The organism is Rhodobacter sp. P1_C2 (assembly GCF_056406375.1).
In genome coordinates, this window is the sequence record NZ_JBFUAG010000014.1 from 13,412 (window position 1) to 29,598 (window position 16,187).

The following is a 16,187-nucleotide window of genomic DNA, read 5'->3' on the forward strand; positions in this document are numbered from 1 at the left end:
CTAGAGTCATGGCTTCATTTCGCCAGTGAAAATCTGATTTCCGATCTGAACGGCAGGACCGGACCTTTCGGCATTGGCCGAAGAAAGCCACCCAGGAATGAGATTGTCTTGATAGCCTTGGGCAACCAGCGCACGCATGCCTTCGGGCGAGTAATAATTCACCGCGCCTTTGGTAAAGTCGGGCACTTGGCCGCCCATCACCATATCGGCGATCAGTGCCGCTTTGTCGTAGGTGTCGCTGCCCGGCCCGTAGCGCTCAACCAGATCGTTTCCGGAGCCGTCAGTGTTCCATGCCGAGAACTGCCCGGCCTGCAGTGAGACCCCACCGGGCGTGTCCGGATAGCGACTGTCAGCCATTCGGTTGCGGATGACCAATGCCACGGCAGCCATCCCCTCCGGTCCTTCCCCGGCGGCCTCACCGATGATTGTCCGGATCATCACATCGCGGTCTTGCGGAGTGTAGCTCGACGGGAGTTGCGGCGGTGATGGGACATGAGGTTGAACTGGCGGAACCGGATCCGATCCGCTGCCGGGTGAGACCGTGGCATGGTTTGCCCGGCCGCTGACATCCTGCTTTTCTGTGATCCTTGCGGATTTGGGATCGAATCGCAGGAGTGGATCCGTCTGCAACAGCGTCTCTGCTTGGCTCGTTCCCAATCCCAGAAGTTCGGAAGACGATTGGACCACCTTGCCAACCAGACGCCCGGCCATCGTGCCTTCGGTTGCTTGGGTGATGTCCCGGGCACGCTCCGTGAAGTCCGAGCGGGCCTCCGCGCCAATCGCCGCGTTGTCGAAATCGGAGATGCGTGAGCCGCTTTCATCCTTGGCTGCCGCGAAGCCAGATCTAGCCACCTCGGCCATCGCCGGTCGGTCGACCGTGGTATCGCCCAACTGGGCTGAAGCGGTATCGGGCTGGGCAAGACTTGTTGTGACGGATGGATCTTCGAGCGTGAAGTCGCCCTTAGCCGGCATCGGTGCCGCGAAGGTGGCAGGGTCGGTCAGATCCTTCGCCACCAGTTTCACGGCGCGGTCGACCATGGCGATATCCGCTGCATCGGTAGAGAACATGGCCGAAAGCGGATCGCCACCCAGATCGCGAACCTTGGCCGCGACTTGATTGTTGATGTTCACATCGGCCGTAAGGCCGTTGGCTTCGACGTAAGCCTGTCCTTTTGCCGCCGTCTCGGCCTCGCTGATCGAACGCAACGCCGCTCGGGCCATGCGTTGTCCCTCTTCCAGGGAATAGCGTTTCGACTGATCGCTGCTCTGGCTTTCGGAATTGCTAGATGTCCAACCGCTGGATTCCCGGGCACTGTCGATCGTGTCGAAGGCGCTCATTACGCGCTGATCGGCAGAGGCCTTTTCGGCAAGGGTGAGAGTATCGCTGTTGCCGGCGGTTGCTGTTCCTGCGGTCCGGCCATCGAAATTTGCAGAGGCTTTGCCAGAAAGGCCAGACCCCAGCATATCCTTTCCGAGCGTGCCGAGTTCAGCAGATCCTCCCAGCCCGAGGCTGGCGCCCAAAACAGCGTCTAGAGCAACGGAATCTGACACGTTATTTGCCCGTGCGAAATCCCGCACCGTCTGCCAGGCGTTCGCGACCGAGGTGCTGTGGCTCGAACCGGTGTCGACCGTGCCGCCGTCCGAGGAACCCTTGGAAGCCAGCACCGAATTCACGAAGCCCATCGTGTCCGCCGTCGCCCCCGACATGAAACTCGACAGTTCTGCCGTCTTGGTGGCCGCCGTCGTACGGGTCTCCTCGACCCGGTTGGACATCTCGCTGCGCACGGAGTTCGACAGCGATCCGTTGAAGGCGGTCTCTGTGACAGCGGAGCCTCGACCATAGGTGACCAGCCCGTCCGGGTTCTGCGTCACCGAAGCACCATTGCCGGCAAAGGCCGTGAAACGCCCCTCGTCGCGCACGGCGGAGGTGTTCCATTTGTTGGCCGCCATGTTGTTCATCGACACGTTGCCGAGAGAAATCGTTCCGGTCGCAGCCTCCCGCCCCGTCTCGATGGCAGCCCCCTGCCCCACGTTCAGAAGCGAGGTTGCCATCGAAGTCATCTTGTCCGCCCCGAACAGGATCGCCGTGGCGAGAAAGGGCACCGACATCATCAGATAGCCTGCGACCGATCCGACATCGGCCTCGACCGCCTGCATCTGGTAGAGGTTCGAGAGCGACAGGACGACGTCATTGACCGTTCCGTCCGAGGTCGTGAGCCCGGCGGACCGATAGTAGCCCGAGGCGGATTCCAGCACGATCATGTGCAGGATCGCCGAGATCGGCCCCCAAGCGGCTAGCCAGACGAAGCCCCCGGCATAGCCCTTCAGGATCGACCAGCCCGTCGGCAGTGCCAGCATCATGAAGAGGGCGAGCGGGAAGGAAGCATAATAGACCGTCTCGAGGACGACCTTCAGGAGAGGCACCCATTTCAGGGCACTGGCCCCGATCGCGGAATAGGACGACTTGGTCTGCACATTGGTGCGGGCTGTCTGATAGAGCGCCATGGCTGCATCGTTGCCGGAAGAGGCGATGAACCGGTTCACCGCGTCGTCCATCGCCGTCAGCAGCATCGCCTGCCGGATGGTCGCCACCGCCGAAGACGACGACATTCCGATCAGCCCCTGAAAATCAGTCAGAGTGCCCTTCAGTTTGGCAACATTCGAACCTCCGGTGCCGACCCGGTCCGGAAATGCCGCAGCCGCCTTCTGAGTCATGACTTTTTCGACCTCGGCCGTGATCAGACCCCGGACTGCCGTCCATCTCGTTGCACAGCTCTCGGTCTGAGCCGTCGTCGGATCATAATAGGCCAGCGATTGCGGCACATTGGCGGTGATCTCGGCATCAAGCGCCCCGGTATGCGCCACCTCTTCAAGGTCCATATGGCCCAGCATCGTCCCGTCGATCACACAGTTCTGCATGTAATTGACCAGAAGCTCGTGGATCTCCGGCGAGACCGCCCGCCAGTGTGCCGCCTGGGACAGCAGTGTCGCCCCAAACAGCATCCCGCTTTGCTGGTAGCTCAGATTGTCCGGAGTGGAGAGCAGCGTCTCCATCCGGGAGGTCAGCTGATAGGAAATGCCGGTGGTGTAGTAGCCCAGCACCGCCACCGACCAGGGCACATTATCCACCGTGCCATAGATCGGAATTGTGCCCGAGGTCGGATCAATGATCACCACCCGCGCCTTGATGCCCACGCCCGCCAACCCCACGATCAGCATCAGCACGATCTGCTGCAGGATATCCCGCAGCCCGGCGCCCCAGATGATCCGCCACAGAAGCCCGATCCCGCCAAGCGAAAATGCAATCGAGAGAAAAAGCTTGAAATCCGCACTTCCGGTGAAGGCCGCGAGGAAGTTGAACACGGCATAGAGATAGTAGGCGCCGCCGACCGTGTAGATTTCGAAAGTCGGCATGTGAAGGCTCCCAAAAGCAGGGGCGCAAGATCACCCCGCGCGGGGGAAAGCATCAGGCACAGGGCTGCGACAAGGGGGGACCAACAAAGGTGACAGGCGTCGCCAAGCGGGCCTTCAAGTTCAAGCTACCCTACTGTCTTAGAACTGGACCTGTCCCGGTTTCGTTCCGGTTTTTTGAGAGCGATACTCGCCATCGAGGAGACCGGATATGGCACAAAGACACAGCGATGAGTTCAAGTGTGACGTTGGCGGCAGATAGATGGTCAGATCCGGGTTTCCGACAGTTTGGAAGCCAGTGTATCAATGGCCAAACGTAGGCGCATCGGTGGGTGCTCCGTATCCGGCCAGACGGCAAATGTGTCCAGCCGATTGGAAGTTTGGTCATCCAGCAACGTGACGAGACGACCTTCCTGCACATGCCGACGCACAAGCCAGTCTGGGACATTCGCAATCCCCATACCTGCAACCGCCGCATCGACTATGGCGTCCATATTGTCGAATTTAAATCGACAACTCAGGGAACACTCTCTCAGCTTTCCGTTGGAATCATAAATCTGCCACGGGAACAACTGGTTGTTGCGCTAGTAGGCAAGTGCATCATGTGAAGCCAGCGCTGCCATATCCGTCGGTGTCCCGCGCCGGGCGAGATAGCCGGGCGCAGCACAAATGACTTTTTGCTGGCTGATAAGCTTTCGCATCCGGAGCCCACTGCCCGCGGTGATTGGTCCATTGCGGATCGCAAGATCGTAACCTTCGCCAATAATATCGACCACAAGATCGCTGAAGCAAAGATCAAGTTCGAGCCTGGAATGCTCTCTGGCCATTTCTGTCAGGATGGGCGCCACGCAATAGCGGCCAAACAACACCGGCATTGAAACCCGCAATACGCCGATCACCTCGTTGCGGCCAGATTCGAGAAACGCTTCGCCAGCATGCAGCTCATCGAGCGCACGCTTGCAACGCGCGTAATAGGCTTGCCCTTCTTCCGTCAGTGTCAGAACCCGGGTGGTGCGATGGAAGAGCTTTATGCCGAGCCGGGCCTCCAGCCGCGCGATCGCCTTGCCAACCGCAGAGCGTGACAATGCCAGGCGATCACCTGCCCGTGCAAATCCACCCGCTTCGACCGTCTCGACGAACACCGCCACGCCTTCAAAGCTGTCCCGCATATCGACCCTATTGTAGAATTTTCTGCGCATGTTGTGGGAAATAGTGTCACGCCAGACTGAGTAAATTCTACATTAGAAGGGAGTTGCTTTGCAAGTCACCCTCACTGGGAACGCCCGTGTCGGAAGGCAGGCGAAGTGGCCGCGCGTGCGGTAATGTTTTTCAACGCGTCTCACGCGGAGCGCAACAGGGTTGACCCACATGCTGATTTCGATCGTCTTTCACAGTGGCTACGGCCACACAGCCAAGGTGGCGCAACTTGTCGCCGAGGGAGCTGCCCGTGTCGATGGGGCAGAAGTCAAGCTCATCCCCGTCGCCGACGGCGACATCTCTTGGGACACGCTTGAAGCCAGCGACGCTATCATCTTTGGCTCGCCGACCTACAGCGGTCTGATCAGCGCAAAGCTGAAGCAGTTCATGGAAGACTCGACCAAGACCGCCTGGTTCGAGCAGAAGTGGCGCAACAAGATTGCCGCCGGTTTCACCAATTCCGGTGCGCAGCATGGAGACAAGCTCAACTCGCTCATCTCGATGGCGCTGTTCGCAGCGCAGCACGGCATGATCTGGGTCGGCCTCGACCTTATGCCCGGAAACAGCAGCAGCACTGGCAGCGTCGATGATTTGAACCGCCATGGAAGCTGGCTTGGTGCCATGACCCAGTCGAACAACGACCAGAGTGCGGACGAAACGCCCAATCAGAGCGATCTGAAAACGGCAGCCTATCTCGGCCAGCGCGTCGCTGAGGTCACGCGGCGCTTTCTCAACGGGAGCAAATAGAATGGAAGCGCTTGGCTATGCTGCCCATTCCGCAACCGAGGATCTTGTTCCATACCGTTTCGAGCGGCGCGCGCTTCGGCCCGACGATGTTCTGATCGACGTCCTTTATTGCGGCGTTTGCCATACTGACCTTCATATCGCCCGCAACCACGGCGGCTATACCAGCTATCCTGTTGTGCCGGGCCATGAGATCGTCGGTCGCGTCTCCGCTGTCGGATCTGGTGTCAGCCGCTTCAAGATCGGCCAAAATGTTGGTGTCGGCTGCATGGTGGATTCATGCCGCCATTGCAGCGCTTGTATGGCAGGAGAAGAAGAAAGCTGCATCGAAGGTGCGATCTTTACCTACAACAGCGCCGACCGGCACGATCATACAAGGACCTTTGGCGGCTATTCGAACAAGGTGGCGGTCTCTCAGGATTTCGTGCTCAGCATCCCGGAAGGGCTCGATTTGGCGGGCGCTGCGCCGCTGCTCTGCGCTGGCATTACCACCTGGGCGCCGTTGAATCGCTGGAAGGTCGGTAAGGACAGCAAGGTTGCCGTCATTGGCTTGGGGGGCCTCGGCCACATGGCGCTCAAACTTGCTAAAGCGCTCGGAGCCGACGTCACCCTGTTCACACGTTTCCCGAGCAAGGAAGAGGATGCGGCCCGGCTCGGCGCCGATCGGGTGGTGATCTCGAACCAACCCGACCAAATGGCAGGTGTTGCAAACCGCTTCGACCTTATCATCGACACGGTGCCCTATGCACACGATCTCAATCCATACCTTCCCACCCTTGCGGGCCATGGGACATTGGTTCTGGTCGGCTTTATGGGGCCACTCGATCCCCCAGTGCAGGCCGGCTCGCTCGTGTTCGGGCAAAAAGCGATCGCCGGCTCGTTCATCGGTGGTGTTGCTGAAACCCAGGAGATGCTCGAGTTCTGCAGCAAGAATGGCATCGTCTCGGATATCGAGATTATCGCCATGAGCGAAATCAACGCTGCCTGGGAGCGCATGCTTCAAAGCAACGTCAAATACCGCTTCGTCATCGACCTCGCGACGCTCAACGACTGATCTACGCATCCGGCTGGTTCCGAATGCTCGCCTCATCTTTCACGTAGAAGCGGATCGAAACGAACACCTAATAGACCGCTGAAATCGTTGACGGTATTTAGGGTCAGGACTCGTTCTCGCGTCATAGCCAGAACATGACGGTTGCGGCGAGTGCGACGGCGGATAGGAAGACCTTCGGGCATCGGTCGTAGCGGGTAGCGACCCGCCGCCAGTCCTTCAGGCGCCCGAACATGATCTCGATCCTGTTGCGCCGTTTGTAGCGGCGCTTGTCGTGCTTGATGGGCTTGCCGCGCGACTTCCGGCCTGGGATGCAGGGCTTTATCCCTTTGTCTTTCAACGCTTCCCTGAACCAGTCGGCGTCATAGCCCCGGTCCGCCAGCAACCACTCCGCCTTTGGCAAGCTGCCCAACAGGGCCGCTGCACCGGTATAGATGGAGTGGTTGCCGCCCTCCCCTGACGGCATCGCAATGTGCCAAGATTGTGGTGTTCAAGGCCACACAACGGAGAGGACGGCGAGATGAACGATATGATGATTGGAGTTGATCTGGCAAAGAATGTCTTTCAGGTTCACGCCGCCCTGCGGACAGGGGCAGTGCAATTCCGCAAGAAGCTCACGCGGCAGCAGTTCACCGTGTTTATGGCTCGGCAGGCTCCCTGCCTGGTCATCTTCGAAGCCTGTGGGGGCGCACATTATTGGGCGCGGAAGATAGAAGCGCTTGGGCACGAGGTGAAACTGATCGCGCCGCAATACGTGCGCCCGTTCGTGAAGCGCCAGAAGAATGATGCTGCCGATGCCGAGGCGATCGTGATTGCAGCCCGCCAGGCCGAGATGCGCTTCGTGGAGCCCAAAACGGTCGAGCAGCAGTCCCATGCTGCGGTGTTCCGTGGCCGGGAGCGGCTGGTCCATCAGCGCACCGCGGATGTAAATGCCCTGCGGGCCCTGCTGTATGAGCACGGTTTCGTATTTCCCATAGGACTGCGTTACCTTGACCGCATGGCGTCGCTTGTGAACGATGAGACCTCCGACTTGCCCCCGCTGATCCGGGAGGAGTGCCAGGACCTGCTGGCACAGATTGCAGCGAAAACAACGCGGATCACCGAGCGCACCGAGAAACTCAAGGCGCTGGCCACCCAGTCGGACACGGCGCGCCGTCTCCAGACAATGCCAGGTGTGGGACCGATGACGGTCGTCGCTGTCGAAGCGTTTGGCCCCGACATGGCACAGTTCAAGACCGGGCGCGACTTTGCAGCTTGGTTGGGGCTCGTGCCCAAGCAGCATTCCTCGGGAGGCAAAGAGCGCTTGGGGCGCATGACCAAGGCAGGCCAAGCCGATATCCGACGCCTTCTGATCATGGGCGCAATGTCGCGCCTGGGTTGGCTCGGGCGGCCCACGATTGCGCAGGGCAGCTGGCTGTCACGAATGTTGTCCCGCAAACCTACGATGCTGGTCGCGATCGCGTTGGCCAACAAGATGGCCCGGCAGATTTGGGCGATGCTGAGGAAGAACGAAGATTACAAGGATCCGACGCTGGCAGTCGCGGCATGATGCCCATGTCGAACTGATAGCGACGGTGCCAAGGGGAGTGTGAGAAGACGAGGACCTGAATGGGCAAAATGATCGAACAGATCCGGATTGAGAAAACCAGTTCAGCGATACGAGCTGAAAGCTCGATGTGTAGATTTGGACCCAATCCGCTGATCACCATCACGGCCCGCGGCTTCTGGAAGTGCCGCATCACGAGGCCTGACAGAAGTTCGCACTCGATCACGGCCAATAAGGTAAGAACCTTCTTGCACTAAAGGCGGCAACCACAGAAGTCGCTGACCTGACCTGCAGTCATGAAGAACCGGATCGGGCGGCCATCGGCATCGGTAACGGCATGCAGCTTGGTGTTCATGCCGCCCTTTGTGCGACCGATCAGACGGCCCCTTTGGTCGCCTGGCCCCCCTTTTTCGACCGCAGGCTGGTCGCCGTGCGGTGCGCCTTGAGATAGGTCGCGTCGATCATCACCGTCTTCGGGGTGGCGGCCTCGGCGGCCAGCCCGTCCATCATTCGGGCGAAGACCCCCTTGTCGCTCCACCGCTTCCAGCGGTTGTAGAGCGTCTTTGGCGGACCATATTCCTTGGGTGCATCGCGCCAGCGCAAGCCATTGCGATTGATGAATATTATTCCGCTCAAAACCCGCCGGTCATCGACGCGCGGCTTGCCATGGCTCTTGGGAAAAAAGGGCTCGATCCGCGCCATCTGCGCCTCGGTCAGCCAGAAAAGGTTGCTCATCGGTCAGTCTCCTTGCGGAGGCTGAATCACGCCGCGAGCAGATGATCAATGGGTCCTGACCTTAAAGTTCTGGTTATCTCTGGCCACCCCAATCTCGAACACTCACAGGCCAATCGCACGATTCTCGGGGATCTTGTCAGCGACACAGGCATCACCGTCGAGACGCGCTATCTCGACCGCCTTTATCCCACGTTCAACATCGACGTCGCAGCCGAGCAGGCGGCTCTGGTCGCGGCCGACATCATCGTCTGGCAGTTCCCCTTCCACTGGTACGCGCTGCCCGCACTGCTGAAAAAATGGCTCGACGATGTCATGGTCTTCGGCTTCGCCCATGGGGTGGGCGGCGACAAGCTGCACGGCAAGCAATTGATCCTTTCCTTCACCACTGGAGCCCCCGATGCCGCCTATGCCGAAGGCAGGCCAATGAACTACCCCGTCGAGGCGTTCCTGCCTGCGCTGCGCCAGACGGCGACGCTTTGCGGCTTGGATCTGCAGGAACCGCTCTGGTCCGCCGGCATGATGTACATCCCTGGCGTCAGCAGCGATGCCGACCGCGCCAATATCGAGGCCCGCGCGCATAACCATGCCGATCGGCTGATCGCGCTCTACCGCGCACTGACGAAGCAGCAAGCCGCTGCCTGAATGCTGGGTATCAAAGGAGTTCCATCGTGACAAAACCTGCCTATTTCATCCTGGAAATTGACATCAAGGACGAGGAGGCGATGAAGCCCTACCTTGAGCGTGTCGGTGCAACGGTTGCGCCCTTTGCGTTGCAAATGCTGGTAAATGGCAATCGGATTGATGCACTGGAAGGCACGGCCCCCCGTGGGAAAATCCTGGTGGCGCGTTTTGCCAGCATGGAGACCGCGCGCGCCTGGTACGACTCGCCAGCCTACCGCGAGATTCTGGGGCACCGCCTGTCTGCTGCGGAAAACCGCAGTTTCCTCGTCGAGGGATTGGAGGCCTGAGCGCCCCCAATCCGACCCATTAGAAGGAAATGAAAAGATGACCAACAACATCCAAGGCAAAACCGTTCTCATCACCGGTGCCTCCTCGGGCATCGGCGAGGCCACCGCAAAACTCCTCGCTTCGAAAGGCGCGAAGGTGGTCCTCGGCGCGCGTCGCGAAGACCGGCTGAAAGAAATCACGCAAGCGATCACCGAGGCGGGCGGTCAGGCGATCTGGCAGGAACTGGACGTGACCGACCCAGAGGACAACCTGGCCTTTGTTGCCCGCGCCCGCGAGACCTTCGGTGGCGTCGACGCCATCTTCCTCAACGCCGGCCTGATGCCGAGCGCGCCAGTTTCGGCTCTCAAGACCGATGAATGGAAGCGGATGGTCGATGTGAATATCAATGGCGTGCTGAATGGCGTCGCCGCAGTGATGCCGACTTTCCTTGCGCAGAAGTCTGGACATATCCTGGCGACCTCGTCGGTGGCGGGTCTGAAGGCGTATCCGAATGCAGCCGTCTACGGTGGCACCAAGTGGTTTGTCCGCAGCTTCATGGAGGTCCTGCGGATGGAATCCGCGATGGAGGGCAGCAACATCCGCACCGCAACCATTTACCCCGCCGCGATCAACACCGAGCTGCTCGAGACGATCACGGACGAAGGCACCTCTGAAGGAATGCGCGCGCTCTACAAGCAATACGGGATCGCGCCCGAGCGGATTGCCGACGTTGTGGCCTATGCGCTCGACCTGCCGGCCGATACGACAGTAAACGAATTCACCATCGGTCCGGCGAACCAGCCCTGGTAAGTCGGAACGGATCGCAGGTCTCCGCGGAACGTCTGGGTTGGCAGCAATAGCTTTTTTCGTGGGGGCCTGATAAGTTGTTTCGTCATTGTGTACGCCTAGTTGCGACACGACCGCTGGGTCAAGAAGGTGACTGGGGCGGCCGCGTTTGGTGTCGGGCCGGGCGTTGCTGACCGGCCCGCAATGGGTGGCAAAGGTGGAACACGGCGATCAAGCGGCCTTGAAAGGGTTCGATGCCGCAGCCCTGGCCGAACTGGTATAATTCGGGCCATTCCGCAATTCGAATGTAAATTCATCCCGGGTCTGAGCGACATCAAATCGGGGCAACTGGCAACCAAGGAGAGCACGCCAATGGGGTATGTAATTAAGCTGAACGGAGAGAGCCGCGAGGTTGCTGCGGAAGCGGGGACACCGCTGCTCTGGGTCATTCGCGACGAGCTGAAGCTGACCGGCACCAAATTCGGCTGCGGTGTTGCCGCCTGTGGCGCCTGCACCGTGCATGTGAACGGCACGGCGGTGCGCTCCTGCCAGACCTTCATCGAGGATGTGGCCGATGCAGAGGTTACCACCATCGAGGGGGCTTCTGATCACCTCGGCAAGGTCGGCAAGGCGGTGCAACAGGCCTGGCTCGAGCTCGATGTGGTGCAATGCGGCTATTGCCAGTCGGGTCAGATCATGCAGGCGACCTCGTTGCTGGCGCAGACCCCCAAGCCCAGCATTGCCGAGATTGAAGAGGCGATGAACGGCAATGCCTGCCGTTGTGCCACCTATCAGCGCATCCGCTCTGCCGTGGTGCGCGCGTCCGAAATTCTGGAGGCCTGAGCCATGACAATTTCCTCAACACGTCGCGGATTTCTGCAAGCCGCTCTGGCGGGGGCTGCGGTGCTGGTCATCGGACTGCGTCCGGACGGCAGCCTTGCGGCGGGCGCTGACGAAGGTGCCATGCTCAACCCGTTTGTCAAAATCGGGGCCGACGGTCAGGTCACGGCGATCATCAAGCATTTTGAGATGGGGCAAGGTCCGTCGACCGGGCTGACCACGCTGATCGCCGAAGAGCTTGGCGTCACCATGGAGGCGATCGACTATGATTTTGCGCCCTCGGACCCCGCAATCTACAATAACCTGTTCTTCGGGCAAGTTCAGGGCACCGGCGGTTCCACCGCGATGGCCAATTCCTTCATGCAATACCGCAAGGCGGGGGCGGCGGCGCGTGCCGTGCTGATCGCGGCGGCGGCGCAGACCTGGGGCGTGGATGCGGCGGGGCTGGATATCGTCGATGGTCAGGTTGTTGGGGCGGGCAAAACCGCACCGCTGGGGGATTTCGTGGCGCAGGCCGCGACGTTGACCCCACCTGCCGAGCCAAAACTGAAAGAGCCCGCTGCCTTCCGCCTGATCGGAAGTGACAAGATCAAGCGCAAGGATTCTGCCGTCAAAGTCGATGGCCGCGCGAAATACGCGATGGATATGCATCTCGACAATCAGATGGTAGTGGTTCTGGCCCGCACGCCGCGCCGCGGCGGTCTGGTTGCAAACGTTGATGACACCGGTGCCAAGGCGGTCAAGGGCTTTATCCGGGCGGCCAGCTTGCCGAACAAGGCCGCCGTCGCGATCTATGCCGAAAACACCTGGGCGGCGTTTCAGGCCCGCGACGCGCTGAAGGTCGAATGGGACAATGCCGCCGCCGAAAGCCGCAGCTCCGACGCGATCCGTGCCGAGGCGATGGCTGCAGTTTCCGCCGAGCCGACCTATAATGTGAACGGTGCCGACCAGACTGCGATTGCAGCCCTGATCGACGGCGCGGCGCGGGTGGTGGAGCAGAGCTTCTACTTCCCGCTCTTGGCGCATGCGCCGATGGAGCCGATGACCTGTACCATCGAGGCCACGGCAGAGGGTGGCATTCGGCTGCATGATGGCTGTCAGATGCCGACTGTGCCGCATATGGCAATGGCAAAGATCTTTGATCTTCCGATGGAAAAGATCGAGATCGTGACGATGTTTGCCGGCGGCTCGTTCGGGCGGCGGGCGAATGCCGATGCAGATTATCAGGTGGAGGCGGCGCTCGCCTTTGCGATGACCGACCGCAGCCGCCCGGTAAAGCTGGTGTGGTCGCGCGAGGATGACATTCAAAACGGCTACTACCGCCCCATCGCCGCGCATCACGTGCGGGTGGGTCTGGATGCTTCAGGCAAGATCGTCGGCTGGGACCACCGCATCGCCACGCAATCCATCATGAAAGGCACCTTCTTGGAGGGGTTCTCGGTCAAGGACGGTGTCGATTCGACCTCGGTTGAGGGGGTGAATGAAACCCCCTACAACTTGCCGGGCATGGCTATCGGTCTGACCGATATTGCCAAGGCCACCAATGTGCTGTGGTGGCGCTCGGTCGGCAACTCTCATACCGGCTATGTGATGGAAAGTATGATGGATATGGTGGCTGCCGCGGCAGGCCGTGATCCGGTCGACTACCGTCTCGACTATCTTGCGCAGGGTGACGAGCAGGCGCGGTTTGCCGCTGTCTTGAAACTGGCGGCGGAAAAGGCGGGCTGGTGCACCATGGCCGAGGGGCGCAAACAGGGCGTCGCGGTGCATAAATCCTTCGGCAGCTATGTGGCGGAAGTGGTTGAGATTTCGGGCTCGGCTACAGATGGCGTCAAGATTGAAAAGGTCACCTGCGCGGTCGATTGCGGGATCGCGGTCAATCCCGACATGATCCGGGCGCAGATGGAGGGCGGTATCGGCTATGGCATCGGTCACGCCATGCGTGATGCGATCACGCTGACAGAAGGCGCTGTCGATCAAACGAACTTCCCGGATTATGAGCCACTGCGGATGGTCGATATCGGCGCGATTGAAGTGCATATTGTTGCCTCGAACGCGGCACCCTCTGGTGTGGGGGAACCCGGCGTGCCGCCCTCGGCACCCGCCCTGGCCAATGCGATCTTTGCAGCCACCGGCAAGCGGATCACCGCCTTGCCGATGGCGGATGAAGTCACCTTCGTTTGAGCTTAAAGTTCCCTGTCCGGCACCCAGGTCGGGCGGGGATTTTCTCGGTTATTTTGCGAACTTCGCGCTAGCATGAGGGCTACCATCCTGCGGACATGATTGTTCTGCGAAGTTCGCTAACTGTTGTAAGGCGGAAAGCCCAACCATGCCGAAGATGGTTGCGGCAGCGAAATGGAAGGCCTTGAAGCCCAACATCGGAGCCGCGATGGGCTTGATGAAGAGAAGACGGCGAAGAGGATCACCTCCTCAGGAAACTGCACGCATTGGAAAAAGATCATCGCCGCCTCCTTCGCCCGGAGGCTTAAGACTCTAAGCTGCCTCACGCTCCACGAATACATCCGCAGAATCTGGAAATCAGAGCCAGACCGTTTCATCCAAAACCCGCTCTACCGGACGCCGGGACTGAACACCTATGATCAAGGCGAAAGCTGGTTCTTTGCTAAGCGAGCCATTGCCAAAATGCTCACTCCACCACGGGAGTGGGGTTCCATTCACTCCCCGTTGCCCATCTGCGAGGCAAACTTCGCGGTTCCTGACGCGGCCAACACCGACTTCGCCATCTGCAGTTTGGTCGGCGCCGCAATCGCATGCTTGCTCATGCGGCCCGTCTAGCCGCATGGATTCACTATGTGAATCCTCCAAAGTCAGAGTTGTACAACAATGCCGTGGCAGGACCGCATCAGGATCGAAACCGGCGTCCGGCTCTTCCGCAAGCGTCGGAACCACGCCGCCGACCTTCGCCGCCAGGTCTGCGACCATCGCATCCGGCAATCTGAGGAGGCCGGAAAGACCGGCCAGAAGGCGCGTCCAGGACGGCGTTACGCCCGAACCGAGGGGCGTGACAGCCCCCATGCCGGTGATAACAATTTGGCGCATCTGTTCACCTGTCAATCGGGGAGGGTCGCGCCGGCTGGCGCGGCTCAGGTGCGGCCAGTGGTGCCACCGTCATTGGCCCGCTCCTTGCCTTGCAGGCATGGCGGCCTCCCCCAACACGCTTTCGGCAGCGGCCTCCAGAAGCTGTTTGGAAAGCGCCTCGTCGTTGACGGCCCGCGACAGGACAACCGCGCCGACCATGGTCGAGAGGGCGGCCATGGCTTGGCGCCGGGAGTTTTCGTCCGCATTGCCAAGCCAGCCGCTAACCAGATCGAGGTACTTCCTGATGCCGGTCTCGAAGGAGGCCTTCACAACCTCGCCCTGCCGTGCGGCATCCGAACCAAGGGCCACAACCGGGCAACCGTCCATCCGTTCGGCACGGTGCTCTGCGCTGAGGTAAAAGTCGACAACCGCCGCCAGCGGGTTTTGCGGGTCCCTGGCGGCGGCGTCTGTCCAGCGTTGAATGGCGCTTTCCAAGGCGCGTCCGGAGGCTTGTGCGGCCAGATCCTCCTTCGAGGTGAACTGCTTGTAGAAGGCACCCTGGGTCATCCCTGCCGCCTCCATCAGATCCTTCAGGCCAATGCCGTCAAAGCCATGCTGTCGGAACTGACGGCTCGCGACATCAATCACGTTCTGCCGGTTCTTCTCTGCCTGAGTGCGGCTGACGCGCATCGCGGTCTCCTTTTAGATTGCATTCGTAATCTATAAGGCATATAGAGTTCGGACGCAATCTATTTTGAATGGGGCGACAATCGTGAAGAAGAGAACCGCTATCGTACTTGGGGGCGTCCTGATCGTTGGCGTGGCGGCGGCTGCTTTCGTCATGCTGCCCCATTCGACTCATCCGGGCGCGGCCGAGGCTGCCACCGATCCTCGGTTGGAGCCGCCGATCGTGAAACTGGCAAAGGCCATGCCGGTGACGGGTTCGGACCGCAGTTTTACCGGCAGTATCGGGGCGAAAGTGCAAAGCGCGCTTGGATTTCGCGTTCCCGGCAAGATCATCGAACGGCTTGTCGACGTCGGTCAGCAGGTCCGGAAGGGTCAGCCGCTGATGCGGATCGACGACACCGACCTGCGCCTTGCCTTGGCGGCCAAGCGCAACGCCATTGCGGCGGCGCAGGCGGCGGTGGACCAGACTTCCGCCGATGAAAAGAGATTCGCGGCCCTGCTGAAGGACGGATGGCTGACAAGGCAGCGCTATGAACAGGCGAAAGCCGCGCTGGATACCGCCATGGCACAACGCGCCGCGGCGCAGGCCGATGCCCAGGTGGCCGACAACGAGGCGGCCTATGCGGTTCTGCTGGCCGATGCCGATGGCATCGTGGTCGAAACCCTTGGTGAACCGGGTCAGGTCGTGGCCGCCGGTCAGACCGTGGTCCGCATCGCGCAGGCCGGTCCGCGCGAAGCGGTGGTCGCCCTGCCGGAAACCATCCGGCCAGAACTGGGATCGGTGGCCCAGGTCAGCCTTTATGGCGATGGTGGCCAGCTTTATGTCGCACATCTGCGGCAGTTGTCGAACGCCGCCGATGCCCAGACCCGGACCTACGAGGCCCGCTATGTGCTGGATGGCCCGGCGGCCTCCGCCCCTTTGGGTGCGACGGTAACCCTCAAGATCGCAAGCCTGGAGACTCGGCCAGAAGTCCAGGTGCCGCTGGGTGCCCTGCTGGATGACGGCATCGAGACCGGGGTCTGGGTGTTGGACAGGGACACCTCCTCGGTCCATTTTCAGCCGGTTCAGCTTGTGCGCCTGACCAGCGAAACCGCGGTGATCGCCGGGCTGAACTCTGGCGTCGCCGTGGTGTCGCTTGGGGCGCATCTTCTGCAGGAAGGCGCGCAGGTCCGTCCTGCGCCGGAAAGCAAGGGCAACTGACC

At 60.6% G+C, this 16,187-nt stretch carries 12 protein-coding genes and 3 pseudogenes; 9 read left to right on the top strand and 6 right to left on the bottom strand.

The genetic code is table 11. The features are described 5' to 3' along the window. Positions 1 to 6: 6 nt before the first annotated feature. Both AC1DZT_RS20420 and AC1DZT_RS20425 read right to left on the bottom strand, forming a co-directional pair. Entirely contained in the window at positions 7 to 3,414 is a 3,408-nt protein-coding gene (locus AC1DZT_RS20420) for a conjugal transfer protein TraG N-terminal domain-containing protein (protein WP_478008493.1), read from the bottom strand. Between the two features lie 263 nt (positions 3,415 to 3,677). Next, positions 3,678 to 4,610: pseudogene (locus AC1DZT_RS20425) on the bottom strand (LysR family transcriptional regulator). Positions 4,611 to 4,779: 169 nt separating this feature from the next. Here AC1DZT_RS20425 and AC1DZT_RS20430 point away from each other — a divergent pair. Then, the gene (locus AC1DZT_RS20430; protein WP_478008494.1) at positions 4,780 to 5,355 is read left to right on the top strand and encodes a flavodoxin family protein; all 576 of its coding nucleotides are present in this window, start codon (positions 4,780 to 4,782) and stop codon (positions 5,353 to 5,355) included. A gap of 1 nt (position 5,356) precedes the next feature. Continuing rightward, positions 5,357 to 6,406, top strand: a complete 1,050-nt coding sequence (locus AC1DZT_RS20435; RefSeq protein ID WP_478008495.1) for an NAD(P)-dependent alcohol dehydrogenase — start codon at positions 5,357 to 5,359, stop codon at positions 6,404 to 6,406. A gap of 121 nt (positions 6,407 to 6,527) precedes the next feature. Here the strand turns inward: AC1DZT_RS20435 and AC1DZT_RS20440 are convergent. After that, positions 6,528 to 6,851 (bottom strand): annotated as a pseudogene (locus AC1DZT_RS20440) (transposase); the annotation flags it as partial. 72 nt (positions 6,852 to 6,923) lie between these two features. On the opposite strand from AC1DZT_RS20440, the gene AC1DZT_RS20445 reads away from it, so the two are divergent. Then, positions 6,924 to 7,952, top strand: a complete 1,029-nt coding sequence (locus AC1DZT_RS20445; protein ID WP_478008496.1) for an IS110 family RNA-guided transposase — start codon at positions 6,924 to 6,926, stop codon at positions 7,950 to 7,952. A gap of 262 nt (positions 7,953 to 8,214) precedes the next feature. Here AC1DZT_RS20445 and AC1DZT_RS20450 read toward each other — a convergent pair. After that, a pseudogene (locus tag AC1DZT_RS20450) lies at positions 8,215 to 8,684 on the bottom strand (IS5 family transposase); the annotation flags it as partial. A 48-nt stretch (positions 8,685 to 8,732) separates the two neighbouring features. On the opposite strand from AC1DZT_RS20450, the gene AC1DZT_RS20455 reads away from it, so the two are divergent. The 5 genes from AC1DZT_RS20455 (at position 8,733) to AC1DZT_RS20475 (ending at position 13,442) form a co-directional block, all read left to right on the top strand. Continuing rightward, entirely contained in the window at positions 8,733 to 9,326 is a 594-nt protein-coding gene (locus AC1DZT_RS20455) for an NAD(P)H-dependent oxidoreductase (protein ID WP_478008497.1), read from the top strand. Between the two features lie 26 nt (positions 9,327 to 9,352). Continuing rightward, a complete protein-coding gene (locus AC1DZT_RS20460) occupies positions 9,353 to 9,652 on the top strand; it encodes a DUF1330 domain-containing protein (protein ID WP_478008498.1) in 300 nt (99 codons plus the stop codon). A 37-nt stretch (positions 9,653 to 9,689) separates the two neighbouring features. Continuing rightward, a complete protein-coding gene (locus AC1DZT_RS20465; protein WP_478008499.1) occupies positions 9,690 to 10,442 on the top strand; it encodes an SDR family oxidoreductase in 753 nt (250 codons plus the stop codon). A 348-nt stretch (positions 10,443 to 10,790) separates the two neighbouring features. Next, positions 10,791 to 11,261, top strand: coding sequence for a (2Fe-2S)-binding protein (locus AC1DZT_RS20470; RefSeq protein ID WP_478008500.1), 471 nt, complete (start codon positions 10,791 to 10,793; stop codon positions 11,259 to 11,261). A gap of 3 nt (positions 11,262 to 11,264) precedes the next feature. Continuing rightward, positions 11,265 to 13,442, top strand: coding sequence for a xanthine dehydrogenase family protein molybdopterin-binding subunit (locus AC1DZT_RS20475; protein ID WP_478008501.1), 2,178 nt, complete (start codon positions 11,265 to 11,267; stop codon positions 13,440 to 13,442). Positions 13,443 to 13,796: 354 nt separating this feature from the next. Here the strand turns inward: AC1DZT_RS20475 and AC1DZT_RS20480 are convergent, their stop codons facing one another. Both AC1DZT_RS20480 and AC1DZT_RS20485 read right to left on the bottom strand, forming a co-directional pair. After that, a complete protein-coding gene (locus AC1DZT_RS20480; protein WP_478008502.1) occupies positions 13,797 to 14,318 on the bottom strand; it encodes a beta-ketoacyl synthase N-terminal-like domain-containing protein in 522 nt (173 codons plus the stop codon). A 69-nt stretch (positions 14,319 to 14,387) separates the two neighbouring features. Next, complete coding sequence (locus AC1DZT_RS20485; protein ID WP_478008503.1) at positions 14,388 to 14,987, bottom strand: TetR/AcrR family transcriptional regulator; 600 nt, start codon at positions 14,985 to 14,987, stop codon at positions 14,388 to 14,390. Between the two features lie 82 nt (positions 14,988 to 15,069). On the opposite strand from AC1DZT_RS20485, the gene AC1DZT_RS20490 reads away from it, so the two are divergent. After that, a complete protein-coding gene (locus AC1DZT_RS20490) occupies positions 15,070 to 16,185 on the top strand; it encodes an efflux RND transporter periplasmic adaptor subunit (RefSeq protein ID WP_478008504.1) in 1,116 nt (371 codons plus the stop codon). The last annotated feature ends 2 nt before the right edge of the window (positions 16,186 to 16,187 follow it).

What these genes read in the sequence shown, in the direction of transcription:
- AC1DZT_RS20420 (WP_478008493.1), bottom strand. Translation starts at nt 3,414, where the DNA reads ATGCCGACTTTCGAAATCTACACGGTCGGCGGCGCCTACTATCTCTAT.
- AC1DZT_RS20430 (WP_478008494.1), top strand. Translation starts at nt 4,780, where the DNA reads ATGCTGATTTCGATCGTCTTTCACAGTGGCTACGGCCACACAGCCAAG.
- AC1DZT_RS20435 (WP_478008495.1), top strand. Translation starts at nt 5,357, where the DNA reads ATGGAAGCGCTTGGCTATGCTGCCCATTCCGCAACCGAGGATCTTGTT.
- AC1DZT_RS20445 (WP_478008496.1), top strand. Translation starts at nt 6,924, where the DNA reads ATGAACGATATGATGATTGGAGTTGATCTGGCAAAGAATGTCTTTCAG.
- AC1DZT_RS20455 (WP_478008497.1), top strand. Translation starts at nt 8,733, where the DNA reads ATGGGTCCTGACCTTAAAGTTCTGGTTATCTCTGGCCACCCCAATCTC.
- AC1DZT_RS20465 (WP_478008499.1), top strand. Translation starts at nt 9,690, where the DNA reads ATGACCAACAACATCCAAGGCAAAACCGTTCTCATCACCGGTGCCTCC.
- AC1DZT_RS20470 (WP_478008500.1), top strand. Translation starts at nt 10,791, where the DNA reads ATGGGGTATGTAATTAAGCTGAACGGAGAGAGCCGCGAGGTTGCTGCG.
- AC1DZT_RS20475 (WP_478008501.1), top strand. Translation starts at nt 11,265, where the DNA reads ATGACAATTTCCTCAACACGTCGCGGATTTCTGCAAGCCGCTCTGGCG.
- AC1DZT_RS20480 (WP_478008502.1), bottom strand. Translation starts at nt 14,318, where the DNA reads ATGCGCCAAATTGTTATCACCGGCATGGGGGCTGTCACGCCCCTCGGT.
- AC1DZT_RS20485 (WP_478008503.1), bottom strand. Translation starts at nt 14,987, where the DNA reads ATGCGCGTCAGCCGCACTCAGGCAGAGAAGAACCGGCAGAACGTGATT.